Annotated in this window: 19 protein-coding genes; 4 read left to right on the forward strand and 15 right to left on the reverse strand. The window is 42.1% G+C overall.

Translation table 11 applies throughout. The features are described 5' to 3' along the window. Position 1: 1 nt before the first annotated feature. The 5 genes from gnpA to A6049_RS00445 all read right to left on the reverse strand — a co-directional run bounded on the left by gnpA (position 2) and on the right by A6049_RS00445 (position 5,630). A complete protein-coding gene (gene gnpA / locus A6049_RS00425; protein ID WP_063562705.1) occupies positions 2-2,176 on the reverse strand; it encodes a 1,3-beta-galactosyl-N-acetylhexosamine phosphorylase in 2,175 nt (724 codons plus the stop codon). A gap of 14 nt (positions 2,177-2,190) precedes the next feature. Next, positions 2,191-2,373: a DUF6903 family protein gene (locus tag A6049_RS00430; RefSeq protein WP_095205905.1), complete on the reverse strand. Its 183-nt coding sequence runs from the start codon at positions 2,371-2,373 to the stop codon at positions 2,191-2,193. A gap of 6 nt (positions 2,374-2,379) precedes the next feature. After that, positions 2,380-3,273, reverse strand: coding sequence for a carbohydrate ABC transporter permease (locus A6049_RS00435; RefSeq protein ID WP_063562706.1), 894 nt, complete (start codon positions 3,271-3,273; stop codon positions 2,380-2,382). 11 nt (positions 3,274-3,284) lie between these two features. Continuing rightward, a complete protein-coding gene (locus A6049_RS00440; protein ID WP_063562707.1) occupies positions 3,285-4,178 on the reverse strand; it encodes a carbohydrate ABC transporter permease in 894 nt (297 codons plus the stop codon). Between the two features lie 93 nt (positions 4,179-4,271). Beyond that, positions 4,272-5,630: a carbohydrate ABC transporter substrate-binding protein gene (locus tag A6049_RS00445; protein WP_063562708.1), complete on the reverse strand. Its 1,359-nt coding sequence runs from the start codon at positions 5,628-5,630 to the stop codon at positions 4,272-4,274. 228 nt (positions 5,631-5,858) lie between these two features. On the opposite strand from A6049_RS00445, the gene A6049_RS00450 reads away from it, so the two are divergent. Continuing rightward, positions 5,859-6,692 (forward strand): AraC family transcriptional regulator, encoded by an 834-nt coding sequence (locus A6049_RS00450; RefSeq protein ID WP_063562709.1) that lies wholly within the window; start codon positions 5,859-5,861, stop codon positions 6,690-6,692. A gap of 113 nt (positions 6,693-6,805) precedes the next feature. Here the strand turns inward: A6049_RS00450 and A6049_RS00455 are convergent, their stop codons facing one another. The 4 genes from A6049_RS00455 to A6049_RS00470 all read right to left on the reverse strand — a co-directional run bounded on the left by A6049_RS00455 (position 6,806) and on the right by A6049_RS00470 (position 10,896). Beyond that, entirely contained in the window at positions 6,806-7,753 is a 948-nt protein-coding gene (locus tag A6049_RS00455) for an ABC transporter substrate-binding protein (RefSeq protein ID WP_063562710.1), read from the reverse strand. Between the two features lie 32 nt (positions 7,754-7,785). Continuing rightward, positions 7,786-9,093, reverse strand: a complete 1,308-nt coding sequence (locus tag A6049_RS00460; protein ID WP_063562711.1) for an NtaA/DmoA family FMN-dependent monooxygenase — start codon at positions 9,091-9,093, stop codon at positions 7,786-7,788. Between the two features lie 328 nt (positions 9,094-9,421). Beyond that, positions 9,422-10,393 (reverse strand): alpha/beta hydrolase, encoded by a 972-nt coding sequence (locus tag A6049_RS00465; RefSeq protein WP_063562712.1) that lies wholly within the window; start codon positions 10,391-10,393, stop codon positions 9,422-9,424. Between the two features lie 233 nt (positions 10,394-10,626). Then, a complete protein-coding gene (locus A6049_RS00470; RefSeq protein WP_063562713.1) occupies positions 10,627-10,896 on the reverse strand; it encodes a CD3324 family protein in 270 nt (89 codons plus the stop codon). A 672-nt stretch (positions 10,897-11,568) separates the two neighbouring features. Here A6049_RS00470 and A6049_RS00475 point away from each other — a divergent pair. After that, a complete protein-coding gene (locus tag A6049_RS00475; protein ID WP_063562714.1) occupies positions 11,569-12,681 on the forward strand; it encodes a helix-turn-helix domain-containing protein in 1,113 nt (370 codons plus the stop codon). Between the two features lie 15 nt (positions 12,682-12,696). Further along, complete coding sequence (locus A6049_RS00480) at positions 12,697-13,620, forward strand: alpha/beta hydrolase family protein (RefSeq protein WP_063562715.1); 924 nt, start codon at positions 12,697-12,699, stop codon at positions 13,618-13,620. Between the two features lie 17 nt (positions 13,621-13,637). On the opposite strand, the gene A6049_RS00485 is transcribed toward A6049_RS00480, so the two are convergent. Continuing rightward, positions 13,638-14,519 (reverse strand): phosphotransferase family protein, encoded by an 882-nt coding sequence (locus A6049_RS00485; RefSeq protein ID WP_063562716.1) that lies wholly within the window; start codon positions 14,517-14,519, stop codon positions 13,638-13,640. 158 nt (positions 14,520-14,677) lie between these two features. Beyond that, positions 14,678-15,550, reverse strand: coding sequence for a LysR family transcriptional regulator (locus A6049_RS00490; RefSeq protein ID WP_063562717.1), 873 nt, complete (start codon positions 15,548-15,550; stop codon positions 14,678-14,680). Between the two features lie 111 nt (positions 15,551-15,661). Between A6049_RS00490 and dapA the strand changes: the two genes are divergently transcribed. Beyond that, positions 15,662-16,558 (forward strand): 4-hydroxy-tetrahydrodipicolinate synthase, encoded by an 897-nt coding sequence (dapA, locus tag A6049_RS00495; protein ID WP_063562718.1) that lies wholly within the window; start codon positions 15,662-15,664, stop codon positions 16,556-16,558. A gap of 197 nt (positions 16,559-16,755) precedes the next feature. Here the strand turns inward: dapA and A6049_RS00500 are convergent, their stop codons facing one another. From A6049_RS00500 to A6049_RS00515, 4 genes are all read right to left on the reverse strand, one after another. Then, positions 16,756-17,970, reverse strand: coding sequence for a GNAT family N-acetyltransferase (locus tag A6049_RS00500; protein WP_063562719.1), 1,215 nt, complete (start codon positions 17,968-17,970; stop codon positions 16,756-16,758). An 86-nt stretch (positions 17,971-18,056) separates the two neighbouring features. Next, positions 18,057-19,232: an FAD-dependent oxidoreductase gene (locus A6049_RS00505; RefSeq protein WP_063562720.1), complete on the reverse strand. Its 1,176-nt coding sequence runs from the start codon at positions 19,230-19,232 to the stop codon at positions 18,057-18,059. Between the two features lie 502 nt (positions 19,233-19,734). Further along, positions 19,735-20,010: a barstar family protein gene (locus tag A6049_RS00510; RefSeq protein WP_063562721.1), complete on the reverse strand. Its 276-nt coding sequence runs from the start codon at positions 20,008-20,010 to the stop codon at positions 19,735-19,737. Positions 20,011-20,025: 15 nt separating this feature from the next. Further along, the gene (locus tag A6049_RS00515) at positions 20,026-20,463 is read right to left on the reverse strand and encodes a ribonuclease (RefSeq protein WP_063562722.1); all 438 of its coding nucleotides are present in this window, start codon (positions 20,461-20,463) and stop codon (positions 20,026-20,028) included. Between the last annotated feature and the right edge of the window lie 75 nt (positions 20,464-20,538).

The following is a 20,538-nucleotide window of genomic DNA, read 5'->3' on the forward strand; positions in this document are numbered from 1 at the left end:
TTTATATTTCGTACCACTTGATTTCATTTGCATCCAGCTTCAGTGAGAAGCTGGAGCCATCACCGCGATAAACGACGGTTTCCTGTGGCTCATACGTATTATTCACCACGCAGAATTTGCCCTTTTCCACATAAGCATGAACCTCAACATTATAGTTCTCACTGAACCAGCTGTTCAGCTCCTGATCGCTGTGGGCGCTCCAAAGAATCGCACGATACAGCAAGCGGCTGTTCTCGAAGCTGTATGGTAAACCGCTTATATATACGCTTCGCCCGTCGCCGAATTCGTTCACCGCGAGTTGAACTTCCTTGTCCGTTTGACGAAGAATCGTAGTTCCTTCTAGGGCAAAAATATTTTTCTTTCCTTCGCCAAAGTTGATTTCCTTGCTTCCATCCGGATTGGTTTTACAATCTGCCGTAATGAAATGTTCATGCTCATCCCAGTTATATTTATCATAACCCAGCGTAAAGCCACGTTCTTCCTCTACACCGAGGATGTTGGCCAGTTGGAAAAAGCGCCCATTCGCCTGATGCGCTGTGGGTTCGCCAACACCGATAAATCCACCGCCTTCATAAACAAACCTTTTTATGGCCGTAACGATATCCGTATCCAGCCACCATTCTCCGCCCGTATAGGCTGTATCTGCATCCCCAACGTTTAATATGACGTCAATATCATCTAAAACGGAAGGATTTTCTTTGATATCGTCGAAGCTGATGAAGCTCACTTCGAAAGGTGCACCAGAGAGAGCTTCAATAATACCGGCATAACTGTAATTTTGCTTGTAATAAAGTGCATGATGGACCATATGGTTCCCCCAGGCCCGCATTTTGCCCCAACAGTTGAGCACGGCTACTGACTTGACGCAATACGGCGAGGTTCCCTGTACATTGTCATAGAGCGTACGGAACTCATCCGTAACGCTTTCTACATAATCAATAAACTCGGGAAAATCAAGGGCTAGCTTAAGATATCCGCCGTAGCCGATCCGATCAATCGGTTTGCGGAGAATCGCACGTCGCGCGGTGACCCAATTTACTTTGGCTTCCTTTACGGGGTCCCCGCCTGTATGAAAGGTATCCGGGAAAAAGTAAGGTAAGAAACGGCCTTCCGTATATTGCACGCCCGGGATATCGCTGATCAGCCTTAGTGTTGAACCGTTTCCTACACTGCCAACTACGGCATCCAGACCGATTGATGCAAATTCCTCCATGAAAGGCTCTGTGCCGATCCAATGATCACCCAGGAACATCATGGCCTCCTTACCACATTCGTGGGTAATATCGACCATTTCTTTGGCAAGGCTCGCCACTTCCCGACGCTGGAATGCTTGAAAATCACGGAACTCTTTCGTAGGTATTCGATAGGTGTTATTGTAGTATCCTTGGTCGATAATAAATTCAGGTCTGAACCTGTACCCGATCTCTTCCTCAAACTGTTCGAGGATATAAGGGCTAACTGAGGCTGAATAGCCGTACCAGTCCACATATTTTTCACGAGCGAGCTCATCAAAAACCAAGGTGAATTGGTGGAAGAAGGTTGTATAGCGAATCACATTGACATAAGGATGATCTTCGATAAACTTGCGAATTCGCTCCATCGTATACTTACGAGTCTTCGGTTGACGAACATCAAAGGTAATTTGATGCTCGACATCTTTCCATTCATTGGTGACCGCATTGTACATATGAACCGGATCCCACATAATATAAGCCAAAAAACTAACGGTATAGTCATGGAACGGCTGGGTTGTGATGGTGACATCGCCGATTTTGTCGTCATAGCTCCATTGTTCGGTCGGAACGACCTCTCCGGTTGTACGATCGATGACTTCCCACCAGCGCTGAATATCGTCGCGACAATTCACTTTGAGCATGTCGGGATAAATCCCCTTCATAAGGGAAATGGAAATGCTTTCGCCTTCAGCCGTATGAATGGGAGTCATCAAATACATTTGTTGAATCTCTTCAGGGTTGGCATTAGCCCATACGTTATCCTTACGGGTTGTATAATAAGTGGAATAGACCTTGGCATCGATATCCCGCAGTTCGGCGGGAAAGTCAGTTCCATCACAATCACGTACAGCGTCGGCTCCCCAGCGTTTCATGATCTCCAGGGTTTGCGGAATAACATCTAAATCAGTAGGGATCGTTACACGTCCTCTTTTTGTACTCATGGTTGAAAACTCCTCTATCTATATTTTCGGTTATATAGCCATAGCAGACCGATCAGCATAGCGAGACCAAGCAACATCAGACCCAGTTCAGGGGCTCCAATGTTCTTTTGGCCGACAATGACCAATCCGATACCGACGATAAAAACAATCAGCATCAACAAATTACGCAAATAATTCTTTGTAAAGTCTTCCATCATCGCACCTTATCCTTTCAGCCCGCCCATCGTCATACCTTGGGTTAGCTTTTTTTGTACCAGAATATATATAATCAAGGTTGGAAGCATGACCAGCACCAGACCTGCATACATCTGACCATACTGAACTGCGGATTTTTGCGCTGCCATCAGGTTCATTAAGCCGACAGGTAATGTCTTCAGGGTCGGTTTGGTTAGGAGCGTCATAGAGATAATATATTCGTTCCAGTAGGACAGGAAATTGAACAGAATAACCGTTACGATACTGGGTTTGGCCATAGGCATAATGACTTGCACCATAGTACGAAAATAGCCAGCACCGTCCACCGAGGCCGCTTCCTCAAATTCTTTGGGCAGCGATTTAAAATATCCCGACATGAGATAGATCGTGAAGGGCAGTGCCATCGCAGCATAAACCACCGCGAGAACAAACAGGTTGTTCAGCAAAAAAGGGTGTCCCAGCATGCCGCGGAGCATCTTGTCGCCGTTATTAAGCATCAGAAAGATAGGAACAATGATATAGTTTACATTAATAAACAAACCCGCCATAAACATCATATTCCAGAATCCGTTCCCTCTAAATTTAAAACGAGAAAGTACATAGGACGCAGGCAATGCCACCATAAGCAGAAGCACCAGTGCGATTACCGTCACCAATACGGAATTGAGCATAAAAGAACCCATTTTTGCCTTGAGCCATGCATCAGCAAAGTTCTGTAAATGCATCCCGGCGGGTAGTGCCCAGGGACTGCCGTAAAACTCACTGTCTTGTTTGATGGAGGCCATGAATGCCCATAGAACAGGGATGAGGATGAGAATAGCTAAAGCGATCAGTATAACGTAAATGAAGCCTTTATATAATTTGTCGCTAACACCTCTCCGTGAGCGGTTGTTTGTATTCATCTTATTCCCTCCTAAAATTCCAAATGCTCTCGTCTGGTAACTGCGTTTAGTATCCCAGCAAGCGCAAACGAGAACAGGAACACAATTACACCGATGGCCATCCCATAGCCATAAGAGGAATTAGTATAAGCTTCTTTATACATATAACTGAGGAACACTTCGGTGGCACCGTCTGGACCGCCGCTTGTCATCGTCATCACGAACAAGAAACTCATGTTAATCGTACTGATGATGAAAAAGGTGAGCGTCGTCCGTATGTTCGTCCAGATTAAAGGAATGGTTATCTGGAAAAACTGAGCCATTCGCCCTGCTCCTTCAAGCCCTGCGGATTCATATAAGCTCTCTGGAATGTTGGCCATACTAGCCATGTACATTACCATGTAATAGCCGATCGCCTGCCAGATCATCGCGCCTGCAAGACTGAAAATAACCACTTTCTGATCCCCTAGCCATAGAATGGGCTCTGCTTGTAATCCGCGAAACAGCTTTAGCAATGAGTTCATAAGCCCGCTATTCGGATCGTAAATCGCTGAGAAGATCGCACTGATGACAACCACAGACAGAATGTTAGGAATATAGAAGATTACGCGTAAAACATTTTGCCCTTTGAGTTTTTCACGTGTGAGCATCGATGCAAACAGAAGTGCCAGAGCAAAGGTCACGATTGTAACCAGAACAATGAGCAGAACACTATTTTGAAAGGTCTGATAAAACTTATCGCTATGAAACAGCTTATTGAAATTCTGCAAACCTACGAAGGTTTTGTTATCGGTATAGCCGCCCCACTTGTACAATGACATCCGAAAGACATCGATCGTAGGAATAATTAAGAAAATTGCAAAAAGGAGGACGGCGGGTGCTAGACAGAAGAAGATAAAACGTCCTCTTCCTTTTTTCATATCCATGGCTTTCTCTCTCCTCCCAAAGGTCAGATCATGGTGGTCAGCTCAGGTCGCCCACCATGATCCTGTTACATTCTCAAGGCCCAGGCCTCTTTATTATTTCAATGCTCCCCGCAAGGCGTCGCTTGCTTTAATGATTCCCTCAACCCACTGTTGCTGTGTTTTAGCACCTGTTACAAGGGAGTCAATGGACGCAAACACTGCATCCGATATATTCACCCCTTCAACTGGGTCAGTTGTTGCAAATGCACCCATAGCAGCCTTTGCCCCATTGTCATAGATGCTGTAGAAAAGCTTGTTGTCTCCATCCAATTTGTCGGACATACCTTTGATCGGTTGAATCGCGCCAACCTTTGCAAAAATAGCTGCTGCCTCATCGGAATAAAGATAAGCAATAAATTGTTTTGCCAGATCTGCGTTTTCCGCTTTGGCAGGAATCCAAATTTGTTCGAAGAAAGTATACGAATAACGGTCGCCACCGTCTTTTATTGCCGGAAGAGCTGTGAAGCCCCATTTGAAGCCTTCTGCTCGCGGAGCTTTGCTCATTTCGCCAACGACCCAAGTACCGTTAGGCATGAAGAGTGCTTTATTGTCCAGAATCAGTTGTTGGTTTTTGGTAAAGTTATCTTTGTTGGCATTTGCGGGAACCGTTTTTTCGGTGTAAGTAGCCAGTTTACCCATCAGTTCAACCGTTTGTTGAGCTTCTGGGGTTTGCCAAATGCCTTCGTTGTAATGCGTCACTTTAGTGAAGAAATCCGCGCTGCCCACCTCGTTGAGCAAAGCATAGAAGAAAGAGTCAAAGTAACCTGACGTCGGATAAGCAAATAGTGAAATACCCTCGGCTTTAGCTTGATCACCTAGAGCCCACATTTCTTCCCAAGTCGTAGGAACTTTCCAACCTTTTTGTTCAAACAAACCCTCGTTATAAAACAAACCGGTAGGGCTGTAGAACATAGGCATCAGATAGGTCTTTCCATCGTTATACGGATTCGTGATCGTTGTATCAGTGAAACCTGGAATCAGCTTATCCTTGACGGTTACACTTTCGCCGGGTATGGTCATGGACAGCACATCTGAAAGGTCAGTTAGGTTATTATCCTTTACAAAGGTTTCAGTCAAGCCCTTCGGCTGACCCGTTGCCAAATGGATAACATCAGGAAACTCACCAGATTTCATACCGGGTCCAATGACATCTTCAATATTTTTGTCAATCGTCGTTTCGACTTTCACGCCAGGATTGGCGCTTTCGAAGGCAGCCGTAATTTCTTTCCATACATCAGCCCCGTAAGCGGTCTCCAAAGCAGCTAGCTTAAGAGTACGTTGTTCCGTAGATGTTGCCGAGTTCGTGTTGGATGAATCCTTTGTTGAATTAGAGCCATTTTCAGAAGAGCTGCCGCAGGCTGCCAAGCTAAGAGTCAATGCTGCCGTGATCGCAAGGCTAAGAATTTTTTTCATAAATCCATTCCCCCTATATTTAGTGATCATACGTAACCGCTTACATTATTTCTCGCCCTTTTAATTTATCTTAACGGCCTCTTTATATCTACATACATGTTGTCGTTGATTTTATATATCTTGCTAATATAATAAATTTATAAATTAACAATTTTTTCACAACATAAAACGTTGAAATTGGTTTAACTGTAGTTCACTAAATGAGATTGAGGAAAGGACGGACTGCAGATGGGAAATGTACGCTATTGGCTTCCCGGAAAGGGACGTGGAGAGATTCCCGCAAAGTTAATCTATGTTAGCTCTTCCATTTATGAAGGAGATTGGTTCAGCATTCGTCATTCACATAACTTCGCGGAGCTGTTTTATGTCCGAAGTGGACGAGGGAATTTCATCGTAGAGGATGAGATTTTTTCGGTGCAGCAGGACGATCTTGTCATCGTGAACCCGAACGTAGAGCATACCGAAGTATCCATTGGGAGTGACCCTTTGGAGTATGTAGTGCTTGGGGTTGAGGGGATGAGTTTTGATTTTGGAAAGCAAAGTGGAACCCGTAATCATGAAATTATCAATTATTCAAAACAGAGGAATGAACTCTTGTTGTATTTCAACGCTATGCTCTCGGAAACCGAAAACAAGAATGAGAACTATGAGGACGTCTGTCAAAACTTACTTGAGATTGTAATCATTAGTTTAATGCGAAGATCTGGTCATCCCTTCTCTGTTGTAACCACGCAAAGGGCTGACAAGATATGCAGTCGGATTAAGCGACATATTGACTCGAACTATGCGGAGGAAATCTCGCTCCACTCTCTGGCAGAAAAGGCGCATATCAGCAAATATTATCTGGCACATACTTTTGCTAAATATTACGGTATGTCACCTATTAATTATCTCAATGAGGTCAGGATTCGTGCGAGCAAGGAGCTACTAGAAACCACAGATCTTTCCATTGCTCAAGTTGCGGAATCCACTGGTTTTTCCTCTCAAAGCTACTTCTCACAAAATTTCCGCCGGTGCTGTGGCCTAACTCCAAGCGGTTATCGTCTTCAGACAAAAAAATGAGCTCAAATTAATCGCCAACTAGGTAACTTCTAATGCAACTATATGCTTGTCTCCCTAGAGCAAAAAAGTCCGATTGCGCTCAGTATCAGCAATCGGACTTCTTGTATTATGAATTATTGTTCAGCTAATTTCAGGAAATACTCTGAAGCCAAACGAACAGCCAGAATACTCGCACTATTGAGGGAATTATCAAAGATAACTACATGGTTATTTTTTACTGCCTCCAGAGAGTTCCATACCTTCGAAGATTCCTTTTCCTTCACGGCTGCCTTTGCAACGTCAATATCATGCTGGATAATAATATAATCGGGATTCATGTCGTATAGTCCCTCCAGCGTAAGCGCCTCGCCACCCTCAGGATAACCTTTCGGTGCCAACAAACCAAAACCTGCAGTTTGATTGTAGTACATTGTATTTTTAGATCCATGAGCATTAAAATTGGCTTTTCCATCAACCCGCAACAAGGCAAAGGTCTTATCCTCAAGAGTACCTAACTGTTCTTTCGTTTGTGCTATCATTTCTTGGGTTTCCTTAATCAATTGTTCTGCATGCTCTTCTTTTCCAACAACCTCAGCGAGAAGCATCGTTGTTTTTTCCCAGGTATCGGTGTAGTCGATTAAGATGACTGGAGCAATCTTGTTCAACTCATCATAGATGGTATCCACAGACCCCTTAAAGGTTACAATCACATCAGGCTGGGCCTCAATAATCTTTTCCAAATTCGCTGAGTCGCTACCCAAATCAATAATATCAGTAGACCCGGCGTAAGGCTGTAAAGTTGCAAACTTCTCCATCGCTTCCGAAGCGCTTATTGATGCGATTGGAGGTGTATCCAGAGCAAAAAAGTAATCTAAGTATAATGGATGCAGCACCGCTATACGCTCTGGTCGTTTCTCAAGCATCACCCCATTATCGCTGGCATCCTCAATGGTTCTTGGCCATCCTTCACCCTCGATCTTGCTGACCTCAGGAGTAACTGCCACGGGCGTTTCGGAGCATCCAGCCAGTATCCCTCCTGCAAGTATAATTACAGTTAAAATCAATCCAGTTAGTCTTTTCATATGTTCTCCCCAATTCCTGTGTATACAGTGTTTTATGAATTTCCTAAATGATCTCGCAACGTTTCCCCGGTATATTCACTTCTGAACAGACCTCTTTCAACTAACTTTGGAATCAGCTTTTCAAAAAATATTTCCATCGATTTTTCTGAACCGCCTGGCAGGGCGATGAATCCATCAATAGCACCAGCCTCAACCCGCTCAATAATATCATTCATTACGGTCTCGACTGTTCCCACAGATACCCAATGAGCAGATCCGACAACCTCAGGCCGATTCAGGATATCTTTTACTGTAGGCTGATATTTTGTAATATAACGGCGCAACAGCTCAGCATGTGTGCGACTGCGAACAGCCTGATCAGGATCAGGCAGCATATCCTCGGTTACGCGTTGATCTAAGGGGAAACTGCTTAAATCAAGACCCATCAACGATTTCAGAGATGCGTGTCTGCGCTCAAGACTTAAATGGGCATGAGCAGCCTTATGTAATTCAAGCGCTTCTTCGTGCGTATCGGCCAGGAAAAAATATAACCCCGGCAAAACTTTAATCGTGTTCGGATCGCGCCCATGTTCTACAGCTCGTTTTCTCAAATCACTTCGCAATTCCACGCCCGATTCAAGATCCGGCATTGCCGCAAAAATAGCATCCGCTACGGAAGAAGCAAAATTCCGTCCAATATCCGAAGCACCAGCTTGAAACAGAGGAATGGTTCCCGATGGATGAGAAGGTAAAGTGAGTGGCCCTTTTACATTGAAAAATTCACCGGAATGATGAATAGCAGTCACTTTTTCCTTATCAGAAAACATGCCTGACTCACGGTCAATAACAATAGCCTCATTCGGAAAACTATCCCAAAGCTTGCATACCACATCCGTAAATTCGATTGCCTTCGCATACCGTTCTTCCGGTAATGGCATTGGTGAATTGCCGAAATTATCGGCGCCTTCAATAGAAGTGACAATATTCCAGCCGGCACGCCCATTACTTAGCCAGTTCAAGGACTGAAGCTGCCGGGCAACAACATAAGGCGGATTAAACGTGGTAGAAATGGTCGTAACGAGTCCGATGCGGTTGGTTTCACGAGCTATTGCTGCAAAAAACAAAGTAGGATCTGGGCTGCCGAAATTAGAAGAATCGCCTAACATCTGCGGGCTAATATACAGATAATCAGCTCTGAAAAGAAAATCAAGCTTAGAGTTCTCCGCCATTTTTGCCCAATGAATATAATAGTCAATGGTTCCTGTCTGCTCTACTCCGCTATCCGGGTGCCGCCAACCGTCACCTTTATTCCATGTTGCATTTAAGGACAATCCAATACATAGTTGTCTGTTTGAAGTCATTTCTACCAACCTTTCTTAGTTCTTATCATTGTTTTGCTCCAGAAAGCCCTCCGGTCAAATTTAGCCACCATCTAATAATAATGATTCTCATTATCAAAACAAAGTTTAGCAAGGATTCAAGCAAATTTAAATACACAACTTACAAATTCGATATGCACAATTATCTAAACTATGGTTGGACGGCAAAAGGTCTGGTTCTTGCCCCACGACAAAACAAAAAAAGCCGCATTAATGCGACTTTTATCTTTCAACACTCTAACTTGTGTCATTTGTACTGCTTCCACCCTATTGTCTCGGTTCCGATTCGACCTCTAAATTAGTCTTATAATCAAAGTAACTCCAGAGCTTTCAACAAGGCATACTCACTAGAGGTGGCACCTATTTGAGAAAAATGTGCATTCGGAAACATTGGCGCCAAATGATGATATCCAGGAAGTACTTGCAATTCGATCAAAACACCGTCAAAGGCAAGTTGTTTGGCAAATAATAAGGTTTCATCTATGAACAAATCAATGCTGCCTATGCTCATATAAGTGGGTGGTAAACCGGCAAGAGATTTTGCACGCGCTGGCACGTAATATTCACTTGTTTCCTCTTGTCCGGGTTCGTGACCTAAGACAGATTTCCAGCCGAAATAATTGCTTTTTTTGGTCCAAACAAACTCGCCGGCATAAGGATGGTCTGGCAAAATACTTGTACGGTCATCGAGCATTGGGCTGCGCAGTCTTAGATGATGGATGTCGAATTCCTTCTGGTCGCGAATGTACAGGGCTAACCCCGCTGCTAATCCACTACCGGCGCTGCTGCCTGCAAGAGCGACTTTTTCGGTATCTATCCCTAATTCCTCGGCATGCTCGATGCACCATTTCAGGCCGGAATAACAATCCTGTAATTGACTTGGCTGAATATGTTCTGGCGCTAGCCGATAGTAAACAGATACACAGCAAAAACCATGTTGCACAGCCAGTGCCGCATTGCTTTGGCGTTCACCGACCGGACTGCCCATAACCATTCCCCCACCATGAATCGAATAATATAACGGCATCTTACTGTTCTTTGGTTGGAGGGGTTTAATAATTTCGATACGAATATCAGGACCACCAAAATAACTTGGAACCGCCCTTTCTTCGAATGTGACTGGAAACAGCTGCGTTACATCGATTTGCTGCATCATTTTTGTTTGACTTTTCCGTGCTTCCATTAGTGTGGCAGCGGAAAGATCGGTGGCTGGTATTAAATCAATTGCACTTATTATCTCCTGATCGATCAGATGTCTGCTTCTGCTTTTTGGTTCATTCATATTTACTGTTTCCTCGCTCTCTTAATTATGTCCAATGAAGTACTGCTCTCTCCAATGGTCCAGTATTCCCGATTTGAATCCAGATCAAAAGTTACATTTTCTCTCACTGTATCGACTCCTCTTCTGCCTAATCCTATTGTAAAGAGTGCAATAAGCTATTTAAATGAAAACAATAAGTTAGAATCGTTTTTGACATAAAAAACACTGATGAATTTCTTCATCAGTGCCGTGTACTACTTATTTTTGGAATAAACAATTTTCTTAATGGTTTCGATAGAGAGAAAGTAGTCCTTAGCAAGCTGCTCAACGCTGCTATTATTCTTAAAGGCTTGTCTAATAGTGGCATTTCGGTGATCTAACCATTGTCTTCCGCCACTCAAACTTCCCCAATGATTATATTCCTTTTCCTGTTTCGGAATGTAAATCGTCTCTCCCTGGACATACTCTTGAATCATTATTATTAACTTTTCGGGCAATATTTTTTTAGCGTTTGTATATTTCACTCTGCTTCACTCCTTATTTTTGAAAATAAGGTGCAAAGCCAAAATATTAGAAAAGCTTATTTAGCGTTAGAAAAGATTTAACCCCATGCAAAGTAACGCTTCTCCAATACTGGCTTTGCACAAGTGAAGCAAGTCACAGACAATCTTAACAGATTCTCCATCAGTAAAGCACCTCCCTTTTACGTTGCCAGTATAGCATATTTCTAAATACTTCGGACCATGTCATGAACAATAGTTAGTCGCTCCTATGGATATATTTGATTAACTTAACCTTACGTGTATCGATGTCGAATGTAATAAACTCCTTCGCATTTGGAGGATTGTGTGGACTAAACCATAACTTGGTTGCGGCTTCTGAATTTTTTGATAATACTGAGTAATCGCCATTTGTATGGATGGATTAAGTAACGTCAAAGATAAAGGTTTAAACTCCTCCTCATTCACTGTGTTAGGCTCTGCATTGACTAAAGCGCTTAGATTTAGCGTTAGAATACAAATAACAGTACAACTAACAAAGATGTTCAATACTTTCCTCATTTGTTCTGCTCCTTAGCGAGATTTTACCCTTACCTATCAAGTTTCCCAATGGTTGATTTTTTTAACACAAGTCAACGACAAGTCGCTTGGGAGTTTATTTTATAAACCGTATAATCATAAGCAGAGGTGACGTTGATGAACGAAATTAATTTAGCATCGATCCTTGTAGCAAAACGCAGAGAAAAAGGATTAACACAGGATGCGGTTGCTGCATTTATCGGTGTTTCCAAAGCGTCTGTTTCCAAGTGGGAAACGGGACAAAGCTATCCTGACATCACATTTCTGCCACGGCTTGCGGCCTATTTTAACATTAGCATTGATGAATTGATGGGTTATTCCCCGCAAATGGAGCAGTCGGACATCGCAAAGCTTTACACCCGACTGGCAAATGATTTTGCTGCCCTTCCTTTTGATGAGGTAATCGCTGAATGTACGGCGATCATCAAAAAATATTACGCCTGCTTTCCGCTTTTATTGCAAATGGTTAAGCTGTACACAAATCACTTCACGCTGGCAAGAACACAAGAGCAAAAAGAGACTCTTCTTAACGAAAGCGTGACCCTGTGTGAACGGATTCAGGGCGAAAGTGGCGATATGCACCTTTCCAACGATGCGATTTTGTATCAGTCGGTTTGTCATCTTGCGTTAAGGAGCCCTCAGCCTGTCTTAGATTTACTTGGGGAGACTGTCCGGCCCGTGATGCCAAAGGGCGTGTTAATTTCACAGGCATATCAGCTTATGGGCAACATCGGCAAAGCCAAAGAAACCTTGCAGGCTGAACTGTATCAACACGTAATGGCAGTCTTTCAAGGGCTACTGAACGTCCTACAACTAAATATTAATAATATCGAAAAAGCCGAAGCAGCTTTTATGAGAGCGTCCGATTTTGCACGGATTTTTGATATGAAACGGCTAAATCCCAACAATGTCATTCTGCTTTACGCACTAGGCGCTCATCTATATTGCGTGAACAAATCACCCGAAAAATCGATTGAACTACTTGAAAAATATGTGGAAACCTGCATGGAAGGATTCTTTCCTTTTGAGCTTCATGGAGATTCCTTTTTTGATCTGATTGATCCGTGGCTGAAAGATTTCGACGTCGCCGCTCCCCGCAGCGAGCAGGTTATAAAGAATAGCATGATGAGGGATGTGCTGATGAATCCAGCATTCGATTCTTTATGTGAAGTTCCCGAATATCAACGACTAGTTCAGAAAATGAATCATTTTTTAGAAGAAACATGTTAATTGGAGGTTATGGGAATGAACGAAAAACTAATCATTGGCAAAGAAACGAATTATCCTCTAAATGGAATTTTGTCACTGCCGGAGGATTGCTCATCAAAAGTTCCGGCAGTGGTACTAGTACATGGCTCTGGCCCTGCAGATATGGATGAAAAGGTGGGGAATAACTTCCCTTTTAAAGACCTCGCCGAAGGGTTGTCAGACAAAGGAATCGCCGTGCTGCGATATGACAAAAGAACATTCGTCTATGGAAAAGAAATGAAAAACGATACCGGCTTATCCGTTAAAGAAGAAACGATTGAAGATGCTATCCTCGCAGCAGATTTATTGCGCAAAGACCCACGTATTGATACCAACCAAATATTCATTATAGGTCATAGTTTAGGCGGGATGTTAGCTCCACGAATTGATGCAGAAGGTGGACATTTTGCTGGGATCATTATTATGGGTGGGTCTCCACGCAAGTTAGAAGAGATTCTAATGGATCAAAACAACGATGTTTTAGACTCATTAAATAAGTTTTTGAAAATGATTGCGAAGAAACAAATAGCAGCACTATCAGCTAAGTTTGATAAAATTTATAAATTAAGTGATGAAGAAGCGAAATCAACTGTGGTTTTGGGGAAATATTCTAGAGCCTTCTACTTCAAAGAGATGGGAGAACATCCCTCCATTAATTACCTTAACGTATTAGATAAACCCGTACTCATTTTGCAAGGAGATCAAGATTTCCATGTATCCGTAGACAAAGATTTTAAGGTTTACAAAGACCTATTGGGTGAAAAACCAAACGTAACGTTTAAACTTTATCCCAACTTAAATCATTTATTTATGCCAGCTGTTTATGGAGAAATATTAAAAATGAAAAAAGAGTACAAAGTTGCACAGCACGTAGATAAGAACGTGATCAATGACATTTCCGAATGGATTCATTCAATTTAGGAAAAAGCCATCAATAATCAGTAACTGACTGATTTCTTCAATACTTCTATACTTTCCTGAAGGAACGATTGATTTCTTTCAACTCCTCTGTTTTTACACCAAACAACGGCACTGAAAGCATCATAGAAATTATAAAACGGCAATACGATTTCGAGATTTAACATGTTCCGAATGGTTTGATAACCTTCGAAGTACTGGGACTTCGTTCTCGGGTTTACTTCCCAAATATATCTATTGATTTTAGTAAAGTCTATTTCAGAGGAGCCACCCCGAGCACTCTCAAAATCAATAATGCCAGTAACCTTGTTACCATTCACCAATATATTTCCAGGTCGAAAATCCATATGTACAAAACAGGGTCCGTCAGGATCAGGTAAAGCAGAGAACACGCCATCAAAATGAAGAATACATCGTTCATACAATGCTGGTTCGAGGAGCTCTTTGCAGGGCTCTTTCCACTTTTCAAAATTATTTTTGATATGTAGTCTCCAATTATTTTGGTCAAGAATATTAAATCCATCTGTCGAATGGTATCCATATCCTGGAGTTTTTACCTCATGAAGCATTGCATGATATACACCCATTTGAAAAGATAGCTTTTCATCCATATTTTCTGTACAAGGCACCCCTTGAATTGCAGAGAGAAGCAATGCTCCAGTATTACTTTCATCCCCATACCAAATGTCCAATACCTTAGGAACAGGTATGACGTCCTTCAATATTTCAAGCATCTGAAATTCGCGAAATAGCTTATCCTTGTTATATGGAATCTTAACATATACGTCTTCTCCACTAAGAAGAGTAAGTTTATATACATCAGAACTAAATGATTCCGGAACATTTTCAATATTCAAGACATTCAATTTCAGCTTTTCTATAACGTTTAGAATGGAACTCATGTAGCGCCTCCTTTATTTGCGTTCAAATATAAATCAGCGAGCCCTTTTGATGTGGCTCGCTGATTTTATGGGATCTTATATTAACATATTTATCCTGGAGTTGGCTAAAGAAATTACAGAAAAAGCGGATATAATGCTGCTAAACAGCGATCAATTCTTTACTTTTTCAAGCTTTCCATAAAATCGTGCAGTGCGTTGGATACCCACTTTTTCGGATGAAGAACGAGTTGAATTTCGAGTTGAAGCTCTGCATGTTCAAGGGGTAAGGCTTTCAGCTCCCCCCTCTCGATTTCTTCCATTACAGCCATTTGCGGCAGAATCGAAATACCCTCACCTGACTTAATACTTCTTTTGATCGCTTCCGGATTGCCAAGTTCCAGACCGATCCGATAAGGGATTGAATTTGCGCGAAGCACTCTTTCAAGCAGCTGCCTGTAATTACAGGTATCTTCAGGCATGATCCATTCCATATCCTTTAGATCATTCAATTCAATCTGCGTTTTGGCGATCAGCGGATGCTGCGGATGGACGATCAGCAAAAGCGGTTCTTGGCGAATGGTAATCCACTGCAAAGCCGGATCGCTCGAATCATCTGCGAGAATAAGTCCAATATCGGCTTCACCTTCCCTGACCTGATGCAAAATTAACCCCTCACGATTCGTATGCAGTCGTATGTTCAGATCCGGGTATTCCTTACGGGTGGCTTGCATATATGGAGGTAAAAAGTAAGAAGCGATAGAGTCCATCGTACCGATCGTTAAGGAGCCACCACCCTGCTTCGCCATTTTTTCCTTGGACTGCTCAAACAATTCCAACATCTGTCCGGCAAGCTTGAACAGCTCTTCCCCGGCAGAAGTCAGACGAATCTTGTTATTGCTATAGCGTTCAAACAGTTTGACTTGATATGCTTTTTCCAGCTTCTGAATTTGCGTAGTAACACTGGATTGTGCATAACCCAGCACCTCTGCAGCTCTGGTGAAGCTCTCGCGAATTGCGACTTCTCTAAACGTCTGAAGATAGATTAAATCCAACTTGCTCACCTCATCGAAAATATTGATGACAACTATCATTTGTTATAGGTAACTGTGATGCTGGTTCCTATGTTACATTAGTTTCAATATAACGGGAAGAGGTAGTTGATTATGATGAACGAACAACATGTTCAAGGAATTTATATACCGGTAATTGCCCCTTTTACGGATGACCACAAACTCGACATTGAATCGTATCGCAAATATGTTACCCATCTTGCCAAACACGACATTCAGGGATTGGTCGTAAACGGCACGACAGGAGAATCTCCGACTGTCTCCTGGGATGAAGTAAAGCAGATGGTGGAAGTAACGAAAGAGATTTTGATAAGTCTGAACAAAACCATTCCCCTCGTCGTGGGAACAGGAACCAATGATACCTATTCGACGGTTCATCGGACCGAAATGGCCGCTGAATTAGGAGCAGATGCTGCTCTGGTGGTCACTCCTTATTACAACAGACCGACGCAAGAAGGAATTCTTGAGCATTTTTCCAACGCGTCCCGGACAGGATTGCCGATTCTAGTCTATGAGATTCCGGCTCGAACCGGTAGTCGCATGACCTTGGATACAATGAGAAAAGTCATGGATCTGGATGGGGTTATTGGCCTGAAGGACAGCACTGGCGGTTTGGATCTGCTGCTGGCGCTAACCCAATATGAGACGAAGCCTGTACTTTGCGGCGAGGATGCGTATTTCCATGCGATGCTATGTCAAGGTGCCGCAGGCGGGATGGTGGCCTCTGCCAATATTCATACCCAAAGGTATGTGGACGTGTATCAACGCTTTGTATCTGGTGACGTGAATGCATCAAGAGACAGCTTTAAGCAACTGCAACCGCTGATTAGTGACGTGTTTGCAGAGCCTGCTCCAGCCTCGATCAAATGGTGGCTGGCTCAGCAACAGCTGATTGCTTCTGCAAAACTGCGTCTGCCGCTGACTGCCGCATCGGAAAAAGCAAAACAAAGGTTGTCGGATACACTCGCAGAGATGGTCGTACCTTCTTAAACAAGCGCATATCTTGCTACGATTTATGTATATATCTAGTCTGATTTATTGAGACATCATGGAATGAAAATCAAAAAACAACCAGTATGGATAACATCTATACTGGTTGTTTTAATTTTAAACAGAGGTCTCCAGACGGAGAACGAGATATTGCCAATTCATCATTCATCAGGGAATGCTGATCATTACTTTGAATATTAAAAGTAATCCGAAAAGTAAGGCGCCTGCTGCTCAATAGCATCTTCTAACAAATCAAGCGTTTCTGGATCACATTTAATACGGCCAATCTTATGCAAATACTCAGGACGCTTATAACCTAACAACATGGTCGTCATGGTTTGGATACTTATGCTATCTTCACTACGTCGACTTTGACTCCGAATTACTCTTCCGCTTCCATTCGGTTCAATCTGTAGAGTAAATGTGCCTTGATTCCAAGACAGCAACGGATCTTGCAACGTAAACGTCCACTCTCTATCCATCGCTGCGGGTTTGAACGGATATTTTGAGATAAATTGCTCAATGTCCACGATCCGTGCCATAAAGTAAGGTGAAATGGTTTCCTTAATATCCGCATCTTCCAGCAAAAAGGCAAGCTGTTCATCGGTATGAATATTGCCTACCACTTTAGATATCATTGAAAAATGTGCACTAATGAAATTCCACAGTCCACTGCGTGCCTCTTCATGAATGAAGATCATATCTTTGACGTGGAACACTTCTTCTTCAATCCAATATAAAATGTAGCCATCCGGTTGACCGTCTTCTCCATAATAGACAGCTGCAGTTAAATCATCTGAATCCCATCGCCAATACTCACTCCACGCAAGTTCTTTCCGCAGCATGGCTCCATGGGTTTGCATTGAAAAGCGTTCATAAGCCACCTTCACATCTTCGCTGTCGGGTTCGACACGTGCCACATCACCAGGAACAGGTTTGTTTTTGGGTAATTGGAAGTCTTGAACCTCAAACACGATTTTATCAGAAATGATCTCCCACCCTTTACGGCGATAATACGGTATGGAGTAAGGATACAAGTAAGAAATGGATTGTTTCTGTCCACGCATATTGGTGAGAGCTTGCAGCAGCAGTTTATTCATTAAGCCTTGACCCGAATATTCCGGAAAAGTCCCCACACCAGTGACGCCACCCATAGCGTATGTTTCGTTAAATATCCGAACTTCAAATGGATATATGGATACCTGAGAAATCAGTTTTTCTCCATCAAACCATCCAAGTACATCTGCTTGTTGTAAGACAGGTGATTTTTCATGGAGAATTTCGCTTTCTTTCCAGCCATGTTTGTGAAGATCATTATGAGTAACTTGAAATACATAGCGTAACAGTTGACTATATTGTTCTAAATGCGCTAAATCTACTTTTTTCATTTTTAAATTTTGCTTACGATGCATGCCAGTTATTCTCCCTTGGTTTTAAATTATATTATTTACCAATTGCTGCAGAATAATGCTGGCTCTGATCTAGATCAAGATAATTATTAAGATCTTGTTTTTACCTCTCTAAGTTTCCCTGTCGAATCTCTAAGGATAATATCCAGAAACTTATGTGCTGCATTATGTGAGAAGCTGAGCTTAAGATTCATATCTGACTCCAGTGTTGCTTTAGAGCTATATGCAAACATTTTTTTCTCGTAGTGCTCTAAAGCCGTTTTTAGATCGCTGTGATTAGCAAGAGATAAGCCTAACTCAGCTGCATCAAGCATCGCAATATTCGCTCCTTTTCCTGCAAATGGAGACATTAAATGCGCAGAATCTCCTATGAGAGTGACCCCGTCCTTATGCGTCCAGCTGTGGTCGATTGGCAACATATAGATTCTACGAGGCAACATCTCGCCATCAGAATAACGAATGTAATTTTTCAAGTCATCACTCCAATCGGATAATAATTGGAGCAGAGATTCTTTTGCCATTGTTGGTTGTTCAAATTTAATACCGCAATTATCCAGCCATTCTTTTTCAATCCTGAAAGCCAAATAAACTCGGATGCGGCCGTCACCATTAAGCTGAGCCATAATCGCTTTTTGATCTTGGAATGCAAACATACTCCCTTTCCCGTTGAATTCAGCTAAATCCGGGTGAATTTCATCAACATTTGATATCCCCATCTCAACCGCGCTTATTCCCGTGTAGATCGGCTGCACATCCGAGAGAAACTCGCGAACTCTTGAAAAAGCACCGTCAGCACCAACAACAAGATCTACAAGTTCTGTATGCTCATTCTCAAAATGCAACTCAAGCTGACCGTTGTCTAGTGAATTTATACTTTTTAGGTGATGGCCCCATTTTATTGTGTTTGGTTCAATAGAATCCAATAACAATTTGCGAAGTACGCCACGATCTATCTCAGGTCTATGGTTATCTTCGGGACCTGATATTTCGTCCCAATAGACTTTTCCGGTTTTATCTAGAAGCCGTAAGTCCTGGCCTTCATAACGAGCATTCACTTCGAATTTTTTTATCAGTCCAGCTACCTCCAATGCATATTGACCTGACTCAGGATGCATATCAAGTGTGCCGCCTTGTTGACGAGAGTTGGAGGATGGTTCACGCTCATATACAGTAGCTTTCATTCCATTTTGCTGCAGAATTCGAGCAAGCGTTAATCCAGAAGGACCTCCACCAATGATAGCAATACGGGCATTTTTATTTGACATAAGAAAATCTCCCTTCAATCATATTAATAGTTAAGATAAATAAAATGACGTCAAACGTATTATTATTTACCTATAAACAATAATAATTGATAAAGATTATCATTGTCAAATGTTAACGTGATAATGTCTATATCTTAGAATACTAACGTTTGTTTTAAAAATCATGCTAGAATTAAGCGAAACGAACCATTTTGTCTATTCATTTGACCTGAAGCTGATAAATTATCGCTTTGGTTCCTTTATCCAATTTAAATGCTACTCATGTGCTCATAAAATATTTCATATTATAATCTATTTTATTGTAAACTAGTTAACTAAATTACATGAACAAAAATGCTATTCTCAATCCGTTTAAAACACATTATGTCTTCTGCTTATAAAAAATCCAGACATGTGTTGATCTTCTCATTTGGGACAAGATTTCGTACCAACAAAACAAAAAAAAGCCGCTAAAATAGCGACTTTCAATGGATCCATCTTATTGCCTCGTACCAAGTAGTAATTAATTTTTTAAGTCCAATGTAAATCCTTCCAGCTCTTCTTCAGCTTCATGCATCAGATCCAACAACTGATCTGCGTACTCTCCAAGAGACTTCCGACTTGCCTCAAAATCAATCCACTGAATGGTAAGTGGCATAGGAAGAAATCCAGTTAGGCAATCCCATAATGCGTCCAAATTCCGCCCATACGTTTGACCTAACTCAAGACTGGTCTGAAGTACATCATGTAACTCTTCTTTTCCATGAATGTCCTTTCCATTGATGACTACTGTCTTCATATGATCACCCTTTCTCTATTCGATTTGCTCGAACGTACGATAATGATCGGTTGTTTTATAGATTAATCCATCATTGGAGTATAAAATCCGATCACTGCCCCGCGTTCCTCCCGAATAGTTAATATCTGCTTCGTACCAAGTCCTTCCTTTTTTCTTGGGCAACAGCCCTTCTCGATTTTGAAATACGTCACCGCCAATGCTTTTGCCTGGAGCCACTTTTTCCAAATTACCTTTACTAGGCTCCCATCCTAATTCTCTAGCTTCTTTCTTGGTTATATAATTTTCCGGGAGTTCATTATGCTCCGAAATATACTTGGCTACTTCATCAAATTGCGTTAGAGTTGCATTCTCTTGAGATGAGCCATTTAATGAAACCGTTTCGAGTGAGCAGCCTGTAAACAGGATGGTCGCCAGAATAAAAAGTAAAGCACCTAACCACTTTTTTACAACCATTGATTTTGATCTCCTTCTGAAAAATTAGCATCCTCCCTATCATAACATGTTCCTTTCGTATACTCCTCTTTATAT

The organism is Paenibacillus sp. O199, from assembly GCF_001636635.1.
Lineage (GTDB): Bacteria > Bacillota > Bacilli > Paenibacillales > Paenibacillaceae > Paenibacillus > Paenibacillus marchantiae.